We start from the raw sequence: 17992 nt of genomic DNA on the forward strand, positions 1-17992 counted from the left end.
ATGAACGCCACGCCATTTTCAGGCATCGACGGCAGCGATCACGCGGTCCTGTTGTTGCATGGTCTGTCGAGCTCGCCGCTCGAATTGCGCTTTCTCGCCCGACTGCTTGCCGACGAAGGCTTTGCCACGCATACGCCGGAATTGCCCGGCTACAGCGCAGGCACCGGACATCAGCCGATGGAGCAATGGATCAGCGCGGCCGTCGCGGAGTTCGACCGGCTCGCCGCACGGCATCGGCACGTCTCGATCTGCGGTCTCTCGATGGGCGCGACGCTCGCGGCCGCGGTTGCGCACGAGCGGCCCGCCGCCCGCGCGTTGCTGCTGCTGTCGATCACGCTCAACTACGACGGCTGGGCGATTCCCTGGTATCGCTTTTTGCTCGACTACGTGTATTACACGCCGCTGCGCTCGCGTTATCGCTATCGTGAGCAGGAACCCTACGGGCTGCGCAACGAGGCGTTGCGCTCGAAGATCGCGCGCGCGATGCAGAAGAACGACATCAGCGAAGTCGGACCGGCGTTCATCGGCTTGCCGGCGCTGCACGAGGCCGGCCGCCTGGCGGGCTCGGTAAAGAAGAAGCTCAAGAGCATCGGCACCGATTGCCTGATTATTCACGCCATCGACGACGAAACCTCGAGCCCGCATAACGCGCGATTCGTCGGGACCACCATCGGCGCGTCATTCTTGCGAACCATCTGGCTCGACGACTCCTATCACATGATCACGTCCGACAACGAACGCGAAGTCGTGGCGCGCGAATGCGCCCTCTTCCTGCGCGAAAGCGTGGCCGCCACCGTGTCGAGCCATAACCCGGCACCCGTGGTTTCTCGCGCGCTCGCACGCCGCCTGCGGCAACTCGCGACTGTGGCGAGGAAAGCATGAAGCGCACATTCGTGCTCAAGGCGGCAGTGTGCGGCTTCGCGGTGGCAGCTTGTGCCGGCGCGGCTCACGCCGACGAACAGCAAGCAGCAAGCGACTGGAAAATATCGGTCGGGCCGGGCCTGTATGTGTTTCCAAAGTACCCAGGCTCATCGCAGATCCAGGTGTTGCCGTTTCCCGTTCAGGACATTTCATGGAAGGACCGTGTGTTCTCCCAAGGTCCGGACGTGCTGGGCGTCAATGCGCTCGCGGGCGAGAACTATCATGCCGGGGCCTCGCTGAGCTTCGATTTCCAGTCGCGAAAGAGCTCCGACGATGCGCGGCTCAAAGGCTTGCCCGATGTGCACGTGGGACCGAAGCTGCGGCTTTTTGCGGACTATACGTGGTGGGCTTTCACGGGCTCGGCGGCGGTCTACAGGGACATCGCCGGAACCGGGCAAGGCCTGACCGCGATGGCGGATCTCTTCGTATCGGCGCCGCTCGGCAAATTGCTGCTGTCCGCAGGACCTGGCGTGACATGGGCGAACGCGACATACACGCAAACCTTCTTCGGCGTGAATGCGCAGGAAAGCGCCGCGTCGGGCCTGCCTCAATATGCGACGCATTCGGGCTTGCGCGACGTGCACTTCAACGTCAACGCGCTTTATAAATTCGACGCGCACTGGTCGGCGAACGTCGCGGCTGTCGTCGGGCGTCTGCAAAAGTCGGCCGCCGGCAGCCCGATCACCGAGCGGCGTCTCGATCTGAACGGCATGGCTTCGGTGTTGTATCGGTTCTAGCGCACCGTTCGTTAGTGTTGTTCGACCTGCCAGCGCAGCACAGGATGCGTTGCGCCCGCAGGCATCGTCCACGCCCCGTTGCTGCTGAAGTCCCAACCGGCGAAGCTCGCGGGATCGCTCATCTGCGCGGTCGTCAATCCGTTCGACGGCGGCAGATTGCCGCCGCTCGTCGCCACGCCCGTCGTCTCGGCGTTCCAGTACACGTTGCTGCCAAGCCCCGAGCAATAGGCGCAGACCCCGCCTACCTGGCGCAAGCTGTACGCGGAGACCTTGCCGGTTGCAAACGACTCCGTGACCGTGCCGCTGTTGATATTCACGAGTCCCCCGGACGAGCCGCGCGACTCGTTGGCCGACACATTGCCGGTCGCATACGACTGGGTGATCGTTCCTGTGTTGTTGAACACGAGGCCGCCGCCACCCGAATCGGCGACGACATCGGCACTGCTGCCCGAACGCGCGATGGTTCCCGAGTTATCGCCGACCAGTCCGCCGATCGACGCGCCTGCACCATTGGTCGGCGCCGAGATTCCGCCGGAGGTGAACGTATTGACGATCAGGCCGTGGTTACTGCCGGCCAGAATCCCGATGGACCTGAACGACGGCGCGTAGATATGCGAGTTCGCGTTGATGTTCACGTCGCGCACCACGGCGTTTGCGGCGATATCGCTGAACACCGCATCCGAGTCGGGCGAGATGTTCAACACCGTGTGCCACATGCCGTCGAACTGCCCGGAAAACGACGTATGGTCGGTAAAGCCCAACGTCTTGAACGCATAGCCGTTTGCGTCGATGTCCTTGCCTAGCGCGTAGTTGCCGGCCATGTCGTTGGCTATGTTCTGCAGATCCTGCGCCGAATTGACGAGCTTATAGCCGGTGGCCTGCGTGAGCAGGCCGCTGTACTCGGGCGCGCGCCAGGCGCTATTGCTCAGCACGACGCCGGGCGTATAGCTGCCGTTCATGTCGTAAAGCGCGCTGACGGTGCCGGTACTCGAGGACCAGTCGATCATGCCGTTATTGGCGACGCTGCCGCCGTTGTCGATGCCGCCCGCGTCCGCACGCAGCGTGAGTGCGCCGCTGCCCTGGTTGCCGAGCGTCGCGCCCGAGGCGATCGAAACACTATGCGCCGCGTTCAGCGCGAGCGATGCGCCGCCGGTCCATTGAATGCTCTGCGCGACGTCGATATCGCCGCTTTGGCCCGCCGCGCCTGTCGTCGTCATGTTGATGGAGCTGCCCGCGCTGAGGCTGCGGGCAAAGGCGCGCGACGCGCCGTCATCGAACGTGTATGCGGGCAGCGTAACGTTCCATTGCCCTGCGGTGACTTTCGTGAGATCGCCCCAGAAGGTCAGCAGTCCCGTCGTAGTATCGACGATGCCGCCGGTTCCATCGGCGCGCTGCGCGCCGACGTTGCCCGCGAGAATTACCTGGCCCGCGGTGCCCGCCACCAGCCACACATGGCCGTCGCGCGTCGCGGTGCCGGTTGCGCGCACCGCATCGTTGCGGCCGGCGAGCGCATAGATGTTGCCGTCCACGGCTTGCAGGTTCACCTGCGCGGCTTCGATTGCGCCGGTATTGACGATCGCGCCGCCGCTTGCGGTCTGCACGAACATCTGCTGCTCGCTCGACGAATCCTGCAGCAGCACCTTGCTGCCCACCGCGATCTCAGCCGTGCCTTGCGGCGCGCTGATCGTGCCGTAGTTGTCGACTTCCTTCGCGGCGATGAGCAGCACATCGCCGTTCGTCGAGCCGATGTGGCCGAGGTTGACCACACGCTGATCCGACTGGCCGGAGAACGTCAGCGCTCCGCCGTTCATGAACGACGCGTTGTCGGTGTCGAGTGTCGAAGCAACAAAGCGGCCGCCCGTCGTGACCACGCCTTGCGGCCCGACCACGACGCCTTGCGGATTGATCAGATAGACGCTGCCGCTCGCGTTGAGCTTGCCGAGAATCGACGATGGCGATCCGCCTGTCACACGGTTTAGCGTCGCACCGGAACCGTTGTTGAAGACGACCGTGTTGTTGCCGCCGATCGAAAAGCTGTTCCAGTTGACGACGCCGCGCGTCGAACCCGGTTGCGTGACGGTCAGCGTATTGCCGGCGCTGGCAATCGAACCGCTGCCGCTCACATAGGCTCCGCCTTGCGGCAAGGTGCCTTGCGCAAGCACCGGGGCCGCGCACGACATGCCAATGGACAACGCGAAGACAGACAGTGAGATAGAGACGGGGACGGCGGGCACGTTGCCCGAGGCGCGCGGCGGGCGCATGGAGAACATATCGCGTGACATACTTTCCCCTCTTTTATACAAGCGGAATGGCATGCCACTCTGCCGGGCCTTTGCCTCTGTTTTCAGGGCGTGGCCAATGCAGCATAGGCCATAAATTGTGCTCTTAACTAACAGGAACTCTCAGCGTTTTGTGCCTTGATGCCTGCGTTTTGTGCCGACTCCGAATCCGTCGACCGCGTGCACACGCACCGCGGCCCCTGCACGGTTCGTTCGCTCACTGCACGACACACTCGAAAGAAGCAGCCTGATTCACGTCGCCGCCCTGATAACGCGGCCATTTCGGATAATCGCATAGCGGCCGCGTGCGACCGGGAACGCCGGCGGTGTCGGTAGTCACTTGCCCGACCGGAGCCTTGCCTCTTTCGACCCATTGTTGCAGCGCCGACAGCGAATCCCAGGTGGCGTTAAAAGTACTGCTTGCCGCATGGCCCATTCCGGGAATCTCATAGAAGCGCACGAACGACTCGACCTGGCGAACGCCGAATTGCGCTTGCAGCCGCCGATAATATTGCTCCGTTGCACGCGTGCTGACTAGTACATCGGATAATCCATGAACGAGCAGCAGCTTCCCGCCGCGTTCCTTGAACGCAGCAATGTCGGTGCTTGCGTCGAGTTGCGAACTGAGCTCGCTGATACGGTTCGCCCATACGCCCGGCTGCTCCGGATCGAGCGATAGCGAATTGAAGTTCGGGTCGCGCGTGACCGAGTACTTGATCCACTGATCGGTCAGCACGCTGATATACGGTGCCGTCAAAGGCATCGGATTGGCCGGCTGTGATGTACCGAACGCGAGGAACGTAACCACAGGCTCGACGGGAGAACTGCGCGTGACGATGCCGAGGTCGGCGCCCCATACGTTGTAGCCAGGATATTGAGTCTCGCCGCTCGCGAGCCGGAAGCGAAAGTGGGTGGACGTATTGATTGCTTTCAGCGCTTCGATTTGTGCGTCCGACAGGCAATTGTCGCCGGTGTCCACGCCTTTCGCGCAGCGCAACGGAGCACCGTTGAGCGTCGCAATAGACGGATCGAATCGCGCGTTGCATTGCTGCTGATCGCTGATCAGGCCGTCGGCGACGCCGTCGAGCGCGTCGCATGCCTCAATCGCCGCGTCGTACAGTGCCTGGCGTTTGCCGACGGAAAGATAAGCGCCCGGTTTCGCCAGCGCACGGTTCATGCGTTGACCGCCGAGTAGCGCCGCTGCGTCGTCCCATGCCGGATACCATGCAATCGCACCGTCCCAATCCGACGGCCAGCGCTGGATCGCCGTGACGGCTTCACGCCCGCCCGTGGAGCCGCCTGCGAAATAGGCCTTGCGTGGCAAATGCGCATAGCGGGCCTTGATGATCGCAAGCGCTGCGTCGTGCGTTTTCTTTAATGCGTCGCCGCCGAAATTCCTGACCGCCTCGTCGTTCAGGCCAAAACGTCCATCTTGCGAGGCGAGCGCGTTCGCCTGATGGCCCGAGTCGCTTGCGAACGTCGCATAGCCGCGGCCAAGCGGTACGGGTTGGTCGACCGGGCCATTGGGCACGTTGCCGGCCACATTCGGAATGGTCCCGTCAAAACCACCGCCGCCGAACATCACGACTTTGTCGTTCCATTGCGCGGGCAACGCGACCTTGAATTGAATGTCGGGCGCGGATCGGTCGAGTGGCGAGATCTTACCGGTGACCTCGCAGTATTCCGGTAGAGCGGTTGCTCCGCTTCCGCTGGCCGCGACTGGCTTTACGGCGGTGACGGCCGCTCCCGAGGTCGGCAAGCCTATTTCCGAAGCCGACACGATAACGCCTTGCAATCGCTCGCACGCGGCCACATGACCGGCGGGCAGAGTCGCAGCTATGCCGGATGCGGAAATCGCCGATGTACTCAACAGCGCGGCAACGAGCGCGGCAGGGAGCGCGACGGCGCGCGCGACTTTCAAATTGCGAAGGTGAACTCGAATCATGATGTCTCCGTTATGACCGACTTTTTCGCAACGCAAATGCCGCGCGCTGCTTGCACGTTGTGCCGCTACAGCGTCATGCCGCCAGACGCTTCGATAACAGCGCCGTTGATATAACTCGCTTCGTCGCTCGCGAGAAACGCGTAGATGTTGGCGATTTCTTCGGGCTTGCCCAGGCGCCGCAATGGAACCTGGTTTCTCATCTTCTCGAGTACTTCGCCGGGTACGGTCGCCAGAATCGGCGTGTCGATAAATCCCGGCGCAACAGCGTTCACGCGGATGCCTTTAGGGCCGAGTTCACGGCTCCATGTCTTCGTGAATCCGATAACACCGAACTTGGACGCCGCGTAGTTCGTCTGCCCGTAATTGCCGTAGATTCCGACGACCGAACTCGCATTGAGAATCACGCCGGCCTGCTGCCCGATCATGCAGTCGAGCACGGCTTGAGTAGCGTGAAAGACGCCGCGCAGGTTGACATCCATGACGTCTTCGAATTGCTCGACCGTCATGTTTTGCAAGCGTGCATCACGCGTAATGCCCGCGTTATTCACCAGCACGTCGATGCGTTTAAAGCGCTCCTGCACGCCGGCCGCCATATCCTGAACGGCCTCACGATCGGCCACGTTGACGGTGAAGCCCACCGCTTGCGCGCCCGCCTCACGGCACGCGCCGACCACCGATTTCACCGCATCGGCATTCACGTCGCATACCGCGACGCTCGCGCCTTCGCGTGCGAATTTGAGTGCCGTCGCCGCGCCGATTCCCTGGCCCGCGCCTGTGACGATTGCAACCTTGCCGTTGAGTCTCATTGGATCTGCGTCCCTGGGTAGTGAGTTGTTTTGATGTCGGTATGCCGTCAAAGATATTCGACGTTGCCATCCACGCTGATGGCTTGCCCGGTGATGTTGTAGCCCGCCGGCGATGCGAGGAATAGCGCCATCGCGGCAATGTCGTCGACGGTCACCATCCGGCGCAGCGAAATCTTTTTCAGGTACTGCTCTTTCATTTCGTCGAACGACACGCCCGTCGACTCGGCTCGCGCCGCGATCACCCTGTCCATTCGCTCGCCTTGCACGACGCCGGGCAGAATGGCATTCACGCGAATGTTCTCGGGCCCAAGCTCGATTGCCAGCGACTTCACCAGTCCGACAATCGCCCATTTCGTCGCGGCGTATGGCGTGCGAAACGCGTACCCGAGCCGCCCCGCCACCGACGACATTGCAATGATCGCCGGGCAATCCGATGTCTCTTTCAGCAGCGGTACGGCCTTATGCAGGAAGTAGTACTGGCTGTTGAGATTCGTCGAAATGGTTCGTTCCCAGTCGTGCGGTTGAATGGATTCGACGTCGCCCGTCGGACCCGCGATGCCCGCATTGTTGATAAGAACATCGAGTCCGCCGAGCCTCGCGCGCGCGTCGTCGATAATCTGGTCGACCTGCTCGCGATTTGCCACATCCGCGACGCCGGTGTAGAGCTTTGGGTTCCTCTCTTTGGCCTTTTCAACCGCCGACGCATCGACATCACAGATATAGACCTGTGCGTCTGCTTGAACAAATGCATCGGCAATGGCTGCTCCAATTCCCGCGGCTGCGCCGGAGATAAGTACGCGCAGACCGGGCCTCGGTTTGAGAAGCTCGAAAGTATTCATGTGTCGCACCAACAAAATGAAATGGAATGGGGAATAAAGCCGTTTCCGGGCTTATACGCTTTCATAGCGATGCCGGCATTCAGCTTTTGGATGTGTTGAGTTGCGCGCCCTTGGCCGTCGCCGGGATCGGACGATCCGCGGCCTTGATGGCTTTCGCAAGAAGCGGCACGAGACACAGGCCGAGCACCGATGCGACCACCACGACGTTAAAGCCCGAGTCGCTTCTGCCGGTTATCGTTTCGGCGAGCCCGAAAAGATAAGGTCCGACAAAGCCGCCCAACAAGCCGATCGTATTGATGAAAGCAAGTCCGGCCGCAGCCTGCACGCCTTGCAATCGCTTCATCGCCACGGCCCAATACGAAGGCAGAATGCCGCCTGCGAAAAAGCCGGTGATGCCAAGCAGCGTGATTTGTGCCGCCTGATTTTTCGTCGCGATAAATGCGCACGCGGTGATAACCACGCCCGCAGTCAGCACACCCAGGAAGCCGCAGTCATTGCTTATCCGGCGGTGAATGCGCGGCAGCGTGAGCACGCCAAGCAGAAAGCCAATGCCGACACTACTCGACAGTAAGCCGACGAGAAGCGGCGACTTCACATGCATCTGCCCGACAATCGACGGAGTGAAAAAGTACAGGCCCACGAACGCTACCTGATTCAGAAAGTAAATCAGTGCAATGAGTACCGTGGTCGGACGTTTCAGTGCGGCGATCCAGTGCGCCGACGTGAGTTCGGCGTGACCGTGCGTGTCGATGACCGCGTTATCCTCGAGCGCCTGTGCTTCCTCTGGAGTGAGCCACTTCACCTCGGTGGGCCGGTTCGGCAGCTTGAAAAAGAGGATGATGCCGACCACGATGGTGGGCAGACCTTCCAGCAGAAACATCCACTGCCATCCGTGCAGACCGCCGATTCCGCCCAGTTGCATCAGCCCCGCACCGAGCGGATTGCCGATAATGAGCGCAATGGAAGGAGCGGTATAAATCCAGCCCACGGCGACCGCCCGGTCCTTAGGCGCGAACCACAGCGTCACCATGTACATCAAGGCCGGAAAAAGCCCTGCTTCCGCGACCCCAAGCAATACCCGCAGAACGTAGAAGGACAGTTCGCCTTGCACAAACATCATCGCCGTGGATAACGCTCCCCAGGTGACGGCAATACGCGCAATCCAGGCCCGCGGACCGACGCGGTGCGCCGCCAGATTACTGGGCACTTCGAGAAGCGCATAACCGATAAAGAAGATGCCGGCGCCCAGCCCGTAGGCCGCCGCACTAATGCCGAGATCGGCCGCGAGTGCGCTCTTGGCCAGCGCAACATTCGTGCGGTCGATAAACGACATGAAGTAGATCGCGCACATTAACGGAAGGAGCCTCGCCATCGCCTTGCGAGTCGCTCGCCAGTGCGTGTCGCCGAGGCGGGGGTCAATAGTAGCTGCAGTCATGATGTCTCCGGAAATTGTCCTGCCTGTTTTTTCTTGTGTTGCGCGCCGGGCGATTGCCAACCGGCGCGGCAGGATAAAAAGTACTTCGGCTTGCGAGCCTTTTGCGCGCAATGCCATCTGCTCAATGCTCAATGTTTAAAGCGAGACGCTTTCGCGCCCTTTCAATCCGAGCATGGCGCGGGCATCGGCCGGCGTCGCGATTTCGAAAGAAAGCTCTTCGAGGATTCGGCGAATCTTGCGGACTTGCTCGGCATTCGATCGCGCTTTCACGCCACGCGACAAGTAGACGCTGTCTTCCAGACCCACGCGAACGTTGCCGCCCATGATCGCGCCCATCGTCACGAGCGACATTTGATGACGGCCGGCGCCAAGAACGGAGAATTGATAGTTCTCACGTCCGAATAGACGGTCGGCGGTCGAACGCATCAATGCAAGGTTCTCTGGATCAGGACCGATGCCGCCGAGAATGCCGAACACGGACTGAATAAAAAACGGAGGCTTGATCAGTCCGATGTCGATGAAGTACGCGAGGTTATACAAATGCCCGACGTCGTAGCATTCGAATTCGAAGCGCGTGCCGTAGTCATGAAACTCGGTGAGGATGTTCTTGATGTCGCGGAACGTGTTCCGGAAGATCATGTCCTCCATGCCTTCGACGTATTCCTTCTCCCAATCGAATCGCCAGGAAGAGATTCGGGCCGCGACCGGATGCAGCGAGAAGTTCATCGAGCCCATATTCAGCGAGCACATCTCGGGTTTGGCGACGCGTGCGTAGGCCAAACGCTCGTCGAGCGTCATGCGCGTGCTGCCGCCAGTGGAGATGTTGATGACCGCGTCGGTCTGCGCGGCAATCGCGGGCACGAACTGGCGGAACACTTCGGGCGCAGGCGTTGGCCGTCCGTCTTGCGGATTGCGTGCATGCAGATGAAGAATCGCCGCGCCGGCCTCGGCGGCCTCGAGTGCTTGAGTCTTGATGTCATCGGGCGTGAGCGGCAGATATTCCGACATCGACGGTACATGCGCCGAGCCTGTCACTGCGCACGTAATGATGACTTTACTGGTCGAATTTCCCATTTCAATACCTATCGTGTTGCGGCTGATGCAGAGTGCTCGGAAGCCGGGGCGAATGAGGCCGCTGACGCAATGACGCACGTCAGGCCGATTGCCACGAGCGCCATAGGCGCGAGATCACGGGGATGGTGGATTTGCATGCTTGTCTCCAACAGGTTTGCGAGTCGCACAACTGCAATGCGGACCCGTCTCTTGTCCCATTGATAGTAGTGAGATACGATTCAGTATGTAAGGTCAATTTCGGACAAGCTGATGTCCCACGAGGACATCCACGGGAGGCACGGTGTCGGCGAAATTTCCGCTGTTGAACGAGCGCATCTACGCGCCGTACAAGATCGCGGCGCTGGTGGAAGTACTCGCGGAGCAAGGCATTGCCCCCGAACAGAGCCTCAAGGGAAGCGGCGTCGAGCCCGACCAGATCTACGACGCGTCGGTCATGACCTCGGTGCGGCAATACGCGATGGTATGCAGAAATGCCGTCAGTCTTTCATCCGACCCAAGTACTCCTTTCAAAACGGGAGCACGTCTTCATCTCGCCGCCTATGGCATGTACGGCTATGCGCTGATGTCGTGCCTTTCCTTGCGCGACTACTTCCGGCTCGGCGTCAAATACCATCGGCTCGCCACGCCGACTATCACGATCGAGTGGACCGAAAACCCCGATACTTCGGTGTGGACTTTTCCCGACGCCTTTTCTTCGAATTTGCCGCACGACGTCCAGCAGTTTCTTCTCGAACAGCAGTACACGCAGCACGTCACTCATCTTCAGGACGTTGCGGGAAGAAGCTGCCCGCCGGTACTTGCGCGCTTCTCTTATCCCGCGCCGGAGCATGCCGCGATATACGGCGAGTACCTGGGTTGCCCATGCGAGTTCGACGCCGACGAATGCCAGTTGATCTACGACAGCGCCATACTCGAAGTTAAGCCGCACCTGGCACATCGGCATTCGGCTGCGCTTTTGCAGGAGACGTGCGACAGATTGATCGGGCAAGCGAAAACATCATCGGGTGCATCCGGCGAGGTGTATCAGCTTTTAATGCGCAAGCCCGGCGTTTTTCCGAGCATGGAAACCGTGGCCGAAGCACTCAAAATGACGAGCCGAACGTTGAGGCGCCGACTCGAATCGGAAGGCACGTCGTTCGTCGCAATTGTCGATGACGTCCGCTGCTCGCTCGCCACCGAGTACCTGAAAACCACCAAGCTCAGCACCGACGATGTCGCGATGCTGGTCGGCTTTAGCGACACCGCTAACTTCCGCAGAGCAATAAAGCGCTGGACCGGCAAGGGACCTGGCGAGATTCGCGACGAGTCATGAGTCGCTTTATGGCTGTTTTTATAGTGGCTTTGTAGTTCTTTTCAAAGGTTTCATTCTGTCTTCTCTTCGACTTTCGGCTTCTGCGGCAATTGCACCGCCGATTCCCATCGCATCGAACGACACGCGGAGCACGGTTCGGTCGGCCGGTTCTCGGTATCGACGGTCGCGCCGCAACTCCAGCATGCGAAGTAGCCGTCGGCGCCGATCGCATCGAGAAGCGAGCACTCCATGTCTGGTCGAACCGTCAAGCCGGGGCGTTCGTGCTTTCTCCACACGAGGCTATTAGAACCGGACGACTCCAGATAAACGCGGCGCAACTGTCCCAGATGCGCGACGTTTGCAGCACGAAGTTCCGACGCGAGCATTTCGCGGGACACCTCGCTGGTCTTGAGTTCGTCGAGAAGAATTCTGCCGTCTTTTACGAGCATGGTCACGTCGCCTTCCTGCGCTACCTGAAATTTGCGCCACCGCAGGCCGGCTCTCGAACTCATGCGCTGAAGCGCGACGACGGTAAATAGCACGATAGCCGCCGGCAAAATGCCTTGCGACGACACCTGAATAGGAACGCCAATCGCGGCGCCCAGCATGAGAATCACCGCGAGTTCAGTAATGCTCAACTGTGCGGCAACACGCTTGCCCATCATGCGCATTGCCACTAGCAGCAGCACATAGACAAGCGCCGCGCGGACCACCACTTCCAATAAGAACGCCCAGGGTCCGTCGCCGATCAGGATTCGCTGAACGAGCTGCATCAAACCTCCACTTCCCTGACTGCACATGTCCATTCAGTCGAGCCGCAGTTCTCGCATCGCAAATTGTCTGTGTGTTCCTTTTCAATCGTGTTGCCGCAATGACGACATGCCGACCAGCCTGGCAAGTGGCCTTCTTCCTGCAGTTCCTTGTCGATTGCCGGCAGCACGGAGAGGCCCGGCTTCGACGGTCTCGCGGGAATGAACGAGAAAGAACCCGAGGGCTCCATATAGAGCCGGCTAATCTGTCCGAGGTGTTGCCAGCCCTTGATCCGCATTGCTTCGAATACTTTTTCGCGCGGCATCGCGGCACGCGCCAACTCGTCCATTTCGAGCCGGCCTTCGCTGACGAGCAGCGTGACGTCGGTTGAAATAAGTGTTTCCAGCCGCCGGTGTGTGGTGCCGAGCCGGGCAATGAGACGCTGCAATACGATTGCGACGAGTGCAATCACCAGCGGCGGCAGCATCCCCCGGTTCGACGCCTGCAACGGCACGCCGATGGCCGCCGCGAGTGTGACCACAATTGAAATCTCGAACAATGTGTATTGAGCCGCCACGCGGCGCCCGAGCAGACGCATTGCGATGACGAGCAGTACATAGGTCACGCCGGTTCGCAGCAGTACTTCAAGCAGGAACAGCGATGACGTGTTCCCGAAAAGAAAGCGGTGCCAATCCGTAAGGCTGAAGGGATGGTTTTCCACGACGGTATGCGCAGCAGTGGCCTGGTGGGACACGTAGCGCATGGCGCATGCCTGAAGACCGCGCAAGGCAATTCAGGCACTTTCCATCTGCGAGAGCGCCGCTTCGGCCACTCGTCGCCCATTGTTCCAGTGCTCGTCGATGGCGGTCTTGCCGAACTGCGAGTCCTTGAAGTGCGCCTCGCATTGCGAGCGCTCGTAATCCACCGGCACGATGCGTACATTGTCCGGCTGCGCAAGCGCCGCTGCATTGATCAGTTGCGGGTCGCTCTGCCGCTTTTCGCCGTCGATGCACTCGAGCGCGTACGCAAGCAAAGACTTCAAACGTTGCGATTCCTCACGCGTTTCGTTGAAGAACGCCGCTCTGCTTGCGTGCTGAATGTTCTTGAGGCGAATGTCCACGTCGACGAGATTGTCCGCAAGCGGGCCATCGCAACTCCATAAGTCGGCGCGCAAAATGGTGGTGCTCACACCAGGCGATGCGCTCGCCAGCAGATGGCGCACGGGCGCGCCGGTCACGAGCGAACCATCCCAGTACCAGGCGCCGTCTATTTCGACGGCTGGAAACCACGGCGGCAGCGCGCCCGACGCCATGATCATGGCGCCATTGAGTCCGTCGTCGTGATTGACGAAGTAGCGCGCCGCGCCCGTCGCCACGTTCGCAGCCACCACACTGACCTGGACGGGGCTGCGATTGAGCAGTTCGAAGTCGCATAGGTTCGACAGCGTGCGGACGAGTGGTTGTGTGTCGAATACGCTCGCATCGCCCGGATTGCCTGTGCCTGCGACCCACGGAATATCCACGCGCCGCACGAAGAACCCCGGCAACCCGAATTGCAGCGCGTACGTTTGGTCGGCTTCGGCGAGCATGCGTCTCACCGTTCGATGTTCGAGCGCGCCGCGCGGCGGCCATAGTTGCAACGCGTGCTCGCGCAGCGCGGAGCCGGGCACCGACACGCTATTCCAGAAGGTTTTGAGCCGCTCTATCCTGCGCGACGGCTCGTTGCCGAAATACAGCGCCGCATTGATGGCGCCAATCGACGACCCGCTGCAGGCGTCGATTTCGACACCCGCGTCGTGCAACGCTTCGAGCACGCCGGCCTGGAACGCGCCAAATGCGCCGCCGCCTTGCAATGCAAGTGCAATCCGGTGAGCAGGCTTTTTATGTGCAATCGTCGATGGCGGCATGCGGCTCCTCGTCTTCTCCGCACGCAAAGCGGATCAGGATAAAGAAAGCATGCAGCGCCGCAACGCGCGTTCCTGCCGCTCGCGCCGGACTGCGGCCGCAAAAGTACCGCGCGCGCAAGATCGAGCCAAGCGCCGTTCAGTGCTGACCCGCGTTCAGCACCATCCAGATTTGCCGGGCCTCTGGCCCCGCAAGAATTCGCGCAAAGACCGCGCGACATCGGCTGCACGTGTAGTGCTCTTCGCGGCGCGTCTCTTCCACTGAACCGACGCCGTTGAGCGTCAGGTCCGAGTGCGGAGGCTCAGCCGCCGGTTTGCCATACAGTTCCGCGCATTGCGCGCAAGGTTGAATCCAAAGGTCCATGTGTCGGTCGTCGGTACTTTTTCTGTTCGAGGCAAGCGCTTAGTCCTCAAACGGATTGCCGCTGCTTTTCGCCTCAGTACTGAGATTGTATTCCGCACGCACCGCCTTGAGGACCGCTTCCACGTCGCGCTCGAACCCGACCACATTGCCGAAGTGAGTCATGTTCCAGTTGCAGCCTGTCTTGTCGACTTCCTGCAATTGCGGCCGCGGCACGCGAATCTTCACGCCGTCCTCGACGATTTCCTGCAACCGATGGATTCGCCGGCTGACCTCCTGCTGAAGCTGCGAGGCATTGAGCGTCTTGCGTATCATCCAGGTCCCCTTCCGTTTATTCGCGCCAGTCTAGCGCAACCGACGCGCGCCGCGACGTGGCGCCGGAATGGAAAGCTGGACCTGATGAGTGTTGGTATCGGACGAGTAAAACGATGCGAGCTGTCTGGGCAGACCCAACATCGATTTGCCGTTACGCTCCCGCCCTTCCCATGGAATGCCCGCCCACTCTGGCTCGGCGGGCGGTGAGCATAAGCGCATCGTTGTCGGCACAGTAGTTGCAAATGTTAGCCGCATCACCAGGAGACAGTCATGATGCGGCTCTTTGCAAACTCATTCCGAGCGAACGCGGCCTATAAAAACGGAATCGTCGTGATCGGCGCATGCGCGGTCATCGCAATCTGCGTAACCGGACTTGCGGCACTTACAGGCATGCTGCCGGAATCGGAATCGGTCGCCGTCACCGTGACTGCCATGCCGTTGGTGGACCTGCAGACTGCGCTGTCACGCGACATCGTCAGCCCATGACCTAACGCGCGGCAGTGACGCCGCCCGGTTCCGCGTAGTCTTCGGCATCGATGTCGTAGCCCGACGGCTCCCAGCGGATTGCGAGCAGCACGAGCAACGAAGTCAGCGGCGCGATGGCGATCAACCAGAAGACCTTCGTACCGAATGCGGCAGCGAGCACAGGAAAAAGAAACAGCGAGACCGTCGACGCCGAACGCACCAGCGTCTGGTTAAAACCGACGCCGATTCCCCGCAGCGAGGTCGGATAGCTCAGCGACGCATAAGTCATCGAATGCGAGCCGGGTCCGAAACCTTGTCCGAACAGATAGCCGCCAAGCAGAAGAATCGCGACCACCACGAGCGCACCGCTGCCCGGTTTGCCGATCAGCGCGAGTCCGATCAGCGACGCGAATTGCAGCGCGTGCCCGAGCACAGTCATTTTCCACGCGCCGACGGTCGGCGCGGTGCGCACGCCGATCAGCCCGCCGACGAATGCAAATGCGAGATTCAGCGCGAGCGCCGCGACGATCGTCGTGAGCGGCCCCTGCTGGAAGAAACTCGTGATAATGACCGGCAAGCCGAAGATGATCGCGTTATAGCCGAATGACGAAGCACTGCCGATCACCGCGGCAAGAATCGTGCGGCGACGGTAAGTGGCGTTGAACAGAACCCCGTAGTTGCGCCACGATGCCGCGCGCGGCGCCTTCTGCGGCGTCGCGCTTCGTTCGACTACTGTGTCGATGCCGTAAGAGCGCTTCAGGATGCGCGCGGCCTCTTCGAGATCGCCCTGATTCGCGGCCCAAACAGGCGACTCGCTGATATAACGGCTACGCACGAGAATGATCGCGATGGCCGGCACCGCGCCGAATGCGAGCGTCAAACGCCATAGCCAGCCGAGTTGATGCTCGGGCAGAATCGCATACAAGCCGAGAATCAGCAGATAGCAGGTGCTCGTGGCCGCATACCATGCGGGGCACCACGCAGCGACGCTCGCCGCCTTGTTGCCCTTGCCCGCCACCCGCGAGAACTCGGCGAGAAACGCCATCGCCACCGGCAGATCGAGCCCCACGCCGAAGCCCATCAAAAAGCGCGCGCCGCCGAGCACCCACGCATTCGGCGCGAGGCCGGCCGCGATCGCCGCGACCACGAAGAACAGCATGTCGGCCATGAACACGCGATAACGGCCGATGCGATCGGTCAGATACCCGCCGAACAGCGCGCCGAGAATCGCGCCGAACGTGATGGCCGACGACACGAATCCCACCTGAACCGGCGACAACGAAAACTGGCGCGCGATGTCCTTGATCCCGTAAGCGAGCGACGTCAGATCGTAAGCATCGAGAAAGACACCGCCCAATGCAATCGCAATCACGATCCGCGCATTACTGCCTTTCGCGGCGCCTGCGCTGACGATGCGTGACACGTCCTGCGCATTGCGAATGACGGTGGGACGCGCCGCGTTGCCGGCAGACGTTTGCGGATCGGCTTCGGCGGAGGGAAAAGCAACAGTGGACATGATCTCGCGTTCGCATGAATGGCTGAAGCGTCGCATGGTAGCCATGCAATCCATGCGGGCAAAACGACGAATTTAACTATGCAAATCGGGAATTGCGTACTTGCATGCCGCGGGTGCGGCATGCCGGCATTCAGTCACGCGATTCGAACTACTGCAGATTTTCTTATCAGCAATGATTGGTTGGATTCGACGGCACGCGAATCTAACGTGTAGTGCCAGGTCTCTGCCCGCCAGAGCATTCGCACTTCTTTTCCCTTCCATCGACCGGTATTGCCGCATGCGCTATTTCCGTCTGCTGAAATCTTTCTTCGCCGTGGCGGCGCTGTCGCTCGCCGCGGTTCACGCCTATGCCGACAAGCCGGCGGTGATTCGCATCGGCGTCGCGCAACAGGGTAATGGCGACCCGCCTACGTTTGGTGGATCGCCCGCGGCCACCGTGCAATTGCAGCAGTCGCTCGAAAAAGAATTTGCCGCCGACGGCATCAAGGTCGAATGGCTGTTCTTCAAGGGAGCCGGCCCCGCCGTCAACGAAGCGATCGCCAACAACGCGCTCGACTTCGCCTATCAGGGCGATTTGCCCTCGGTACTCGGTCGCGCCAACGGTTTGAAGACGCGCCTGCTGCTCGCCTCGGGCGTCCGCGTCGGCATCAAGATCGCTGTGCCGACGGATTCGGACATTCGTTCGATCAAAGACCTGAAAGGCCGGCGCGTGTCGATCTTTCGCGGCACCAATCTGCAGCTCGTCGCGGACAATGCGCTCGCCGCCAATCAGCTCGATGAGCGCGATCTTCGCGTGATCAATCTCGATTCCGCGAGTTCGCTGGCGGCGCTGGCATCCAAGGGGATCGACGCGTCGGTCAACGATTACCACCTGTACAAGCTGCGCGATCAAGGCCTCGCGAAGATCGTCTACGAGTCGCAGAACGATGGACCGCAATTCACGCGTCAGGCGCATCTGCTCGTGCTCGACGACTTCGATCGCGCGCATCCCGATGTCGTGCAACGGGTCGTCAACGTGCTCGTCAAAGGCGCGCAATGGTCGTCCGATGAAGCGAACCGCGATGCGCTCTTCAAGCTGTGGTCCAAGAGCGGCGTGCCGTATGCGTCATGGCAGGCGGAGTTCGCGAATCAAACACTCAAAGACCGCAACTCGCCGTTGATCGACCCGTTCATCGTCGCGCGCTACAAGGCCGTCGCGGCCGATGCGCTGAAACTCAAGCTGATCCGTCAGCCCGTCGAGGTCGATAACTGGTTCGAGACCAAGTATCTCGACAACGCATTGCGCACGCAGAAACTCGACCATTACTGGACGCGCTACGACGCCGCCGGCAAGCCGCTCGGCTAACACGGGAGCG

At 60.8% G+C, this 17992-nt stretch carries 16 protein-coding genes; 5 read left to right on the top strand and 11 right to left on the bottom strand.

Going from position 1 to position 17992, the window contains the following annotated elements; all coding sequences use genetic code 11:
* Positions 1-882, top strand: a complete 882-nt coding sequence (locus BGRAMDRAFT_RS18465) for an alpha/beta hydrolase (protein WP_006050327.1) — start codon at positions 1-3, stop codon at positions 880-882.
* The gene (locus BGRAMDRAFT_RS18470; protein ID WP_006050328.1) at positions 879-1658 is read left to right on the top strand and encodes a MipA/OmpV family protein; all 780 of its coding nucleotides are present in this window, start codon (positions 879-881) and stop codon (positions 1656-1658) included. The genes BGRAMDRAFT_RS18465 and BGRAMDRAFT_RS18470 overlap by 4 nt, the downstream gene beginning before the upstream one ends.
* 11 nt (positions 1659-1669) lie before the next feature.
* Here BGRAMDRAFT_RS18470 and BGRAMDRAFT_RS18475 read toward each other — a convergent pair whose 3' ends face one another.
* The 6 genes from BGRAMDRAFT_RS18475 to kce form a co-directional block, all read right to left on the bottom strand.
* Positions 1670-3940, bottom strand: a complete 2271-nt coding sequence (locus BGRAMDRAFT_RS18475; RefSeq protein WP_006050329.1) for a beta strand repeat-containing protein — start codon at positions 3938-3940, stop codon at positions 1670-1672.
* A 214-nt stretch (positions 3941-4154) separates the two neighbouring features.
* Positions 4155-5882, bottom strand: coding sequence for a tannase/feruloyl esterase family alpha/beta hydrolase (locus BGRAMDRAFT_RS18480; protein ID WP_006050330.1), 1728 nt, complete (start codon positions 5880-5882; stop codon positions 4155-4157).
* 65 nt (positions 5883-5947) lie between these two features.
* Positions 5948-6688: a beta-ketoacyl-ACP reductase gene (locus BGRAMDRAFT_RS18485; RefSeq protein WP_006050331.1), complete on the bottom strand. Its 741-nt coding sequence runs from the start codon at positions 6686-6688 to the stop codon at positions 5948-5950.
* A gap of 47 nt (positions 6689-6735) precedes the next feature.
* Positions 6736-7527, bottom strand: a complete 792-nt coding sequence (locus BGRAMDRAFT_RS18490; RefSeq protein WP_006050332.1) for an SDR family oxidoreductase — start codon at positions 7525-7527, stop codon at positions 6736-6738.
* Between the two features lie 79 nt (positions 7528-7606).
* The gene (locus BGRAMDRAFT_RS18495; RefSeq protein ID WP_006050333.1) at positions 7607-8962 is read right to left on the bottom strand and encodes an MFS transporter; all 1356 of its coding nucleotides are present in this window, start codon (positions 8960-8962) and stop codon (positions 7607-7609) included.
* A gap of 135 nt (positions 8963-9097) precedes the next feature.
* Positions 9098-10036, bottom strand: a complete 939-nt coding sequence (gene kce / locus BGRAMDRAFT_RS18500; RefSeq protein ID WP_006050334.1) for a 3,5-dioxohexanoate:acetyl-CoA acetone transferase — start codon at positions 10034-10036, stop codon at positions 9098-9100.
* Between the two features lie 280 nt (positions 10037-10316).
* On the opposite strand from kce, the gene BGRAMDRAFT_RS18505 reads away from it, so the two are divergent.
* Complete coding sequence (locus tag BGRAMDRAFT_RS18505) at positions 10317-11348, top strand: AraC family transcriptional regulator (protein WP_006050335.1); 1032 nt, start codon at positions 10317-10319, stop codon at positions 11346-11348.
* 50 nt (positions 11349-11398) lie between these two features.
* On the opposite strand, the gene BGRAMDRAFT_RS18510 is transcribed toward BGRAMDRAFT_RS18505, so the two are convergent.
* The 4 genes from BGRAMDRAFT_RS18510 to BGRAMDRAFT_RS18530 all read right to left on the bottom strand — a co-directional run bounded on the left by BGRAMDRAFT_RS18510 (position 11399) and on the right by BGRAMDRAFT_RS18530 (position 14656).
* A complete protein-coding gene (locus tag BGRAMDRAFT_RS18510) occupies positions 11399-12100 on the bottom strand; it encodes a DUF421 domain-containing protein (RefSeq protein ID WP_006050336.1) in 702 nt (233 codons plus the stop codon).
* Positions 12100-12840 (bottom strand): DUF421 domain-containing protein, encoded by a 741-nt coding sequence (locus BGRAMDRAFT_RS18515; protein WP_006050337.1) that lies wholly within the window; start codon positions 12838-12840, stop codon positions 12100-12102. Before BGRAMDRAFT_RS18515 ends, BGRAMDRAFT_RS18510 begins: the two co-directional genes overlap by 1 nt.
* Positions 12841-12870: 30 nt before the next feature.
* The gene (locus tag BGRAMDRAFT_RS18520) at positions 12871-13983 is read right to left on the bottom strand and encodes a patatin-like phospholipase family protein (RefSeq protein ID WP_006050338.1); all 1113 of its coding nucleotides are present in this window, start codon (positions 13981-13983) and stop codon (positions 12871-12873) included.
* Between the two features lie 400 nt (positions 13984-14383).
* The gene (locus BGRAMDRAFT_RS18530) at positions 14384-14656 is read right to left on the bottom strand and encodes a hypothetical protein (protein WP_006050339.1); all 273 of its coding nucleotides are present in this window, start codon (positions 14654-14656) and stop codon (positions 14384-14386) included.
* Positions 14657-14926: 270 nt separating this feature from the next.
* Between BGRAMDRAFT_RS18530 and BGRAMDRAFT_RS18535 the strand changes: the two genes are divergently transcribed.
* Positions 14927-15142, top strand: coding sequence for a hypothetical protein (locus tag BGRAMDRAFT_RS18535; RefSeq protein ID WP_006050340.1), 216 nt, complete (start codon positions 14927-14929; stop codon positions 15140-15142).
* A 1-nt stretch (position 15143) separates the two neighbouring features.
* On the opposite strand, the gene BGRAMDRAFT_RS18540 is transcribed toward BGRAMDRAFT_RS18535, so the two are convergent.
* Complete coding sequence (locus BGRAMDRAFT_RS18540) at positions 15144-16637, bottom strand: MFS transporter (RefSeq protein WP_006050341.1); 1494 nt, start codon at positions 16635-16637, stop codon at positions 15144-15146.
* A 277-nt stretch (positions 16638-16914) separates the two neighbouring features.
* Between BGRAMDRAFT_RS18540 and BGRAMDRAFT_RS18545 the strand changes: the two genes are divergently transcribed.
* Positions 16915-17982, top strand: a complete 1068-nt coding sequence (locus tag BGRAMDRAFT_RS18545; RefSeq protein WP_006050342.1) for an ABC transporter substrate-binding protein — start codon at positions 16915-16917, stop codon at positions 17980-17982.
* Positions 17983-17992: the final 10 nt, after the last annotated feature.

The sequence above is a fragment of the Paraburkholderia graminis C4D1M genome, from assembly GCF_000172415.1.
Lineage (GTDB): Bacteria > Pseudomonadota > Gammaproteobacteria > Burkholderiales > Burkholderiaceae > Paraburkholderia > Paraburkholderia graminis.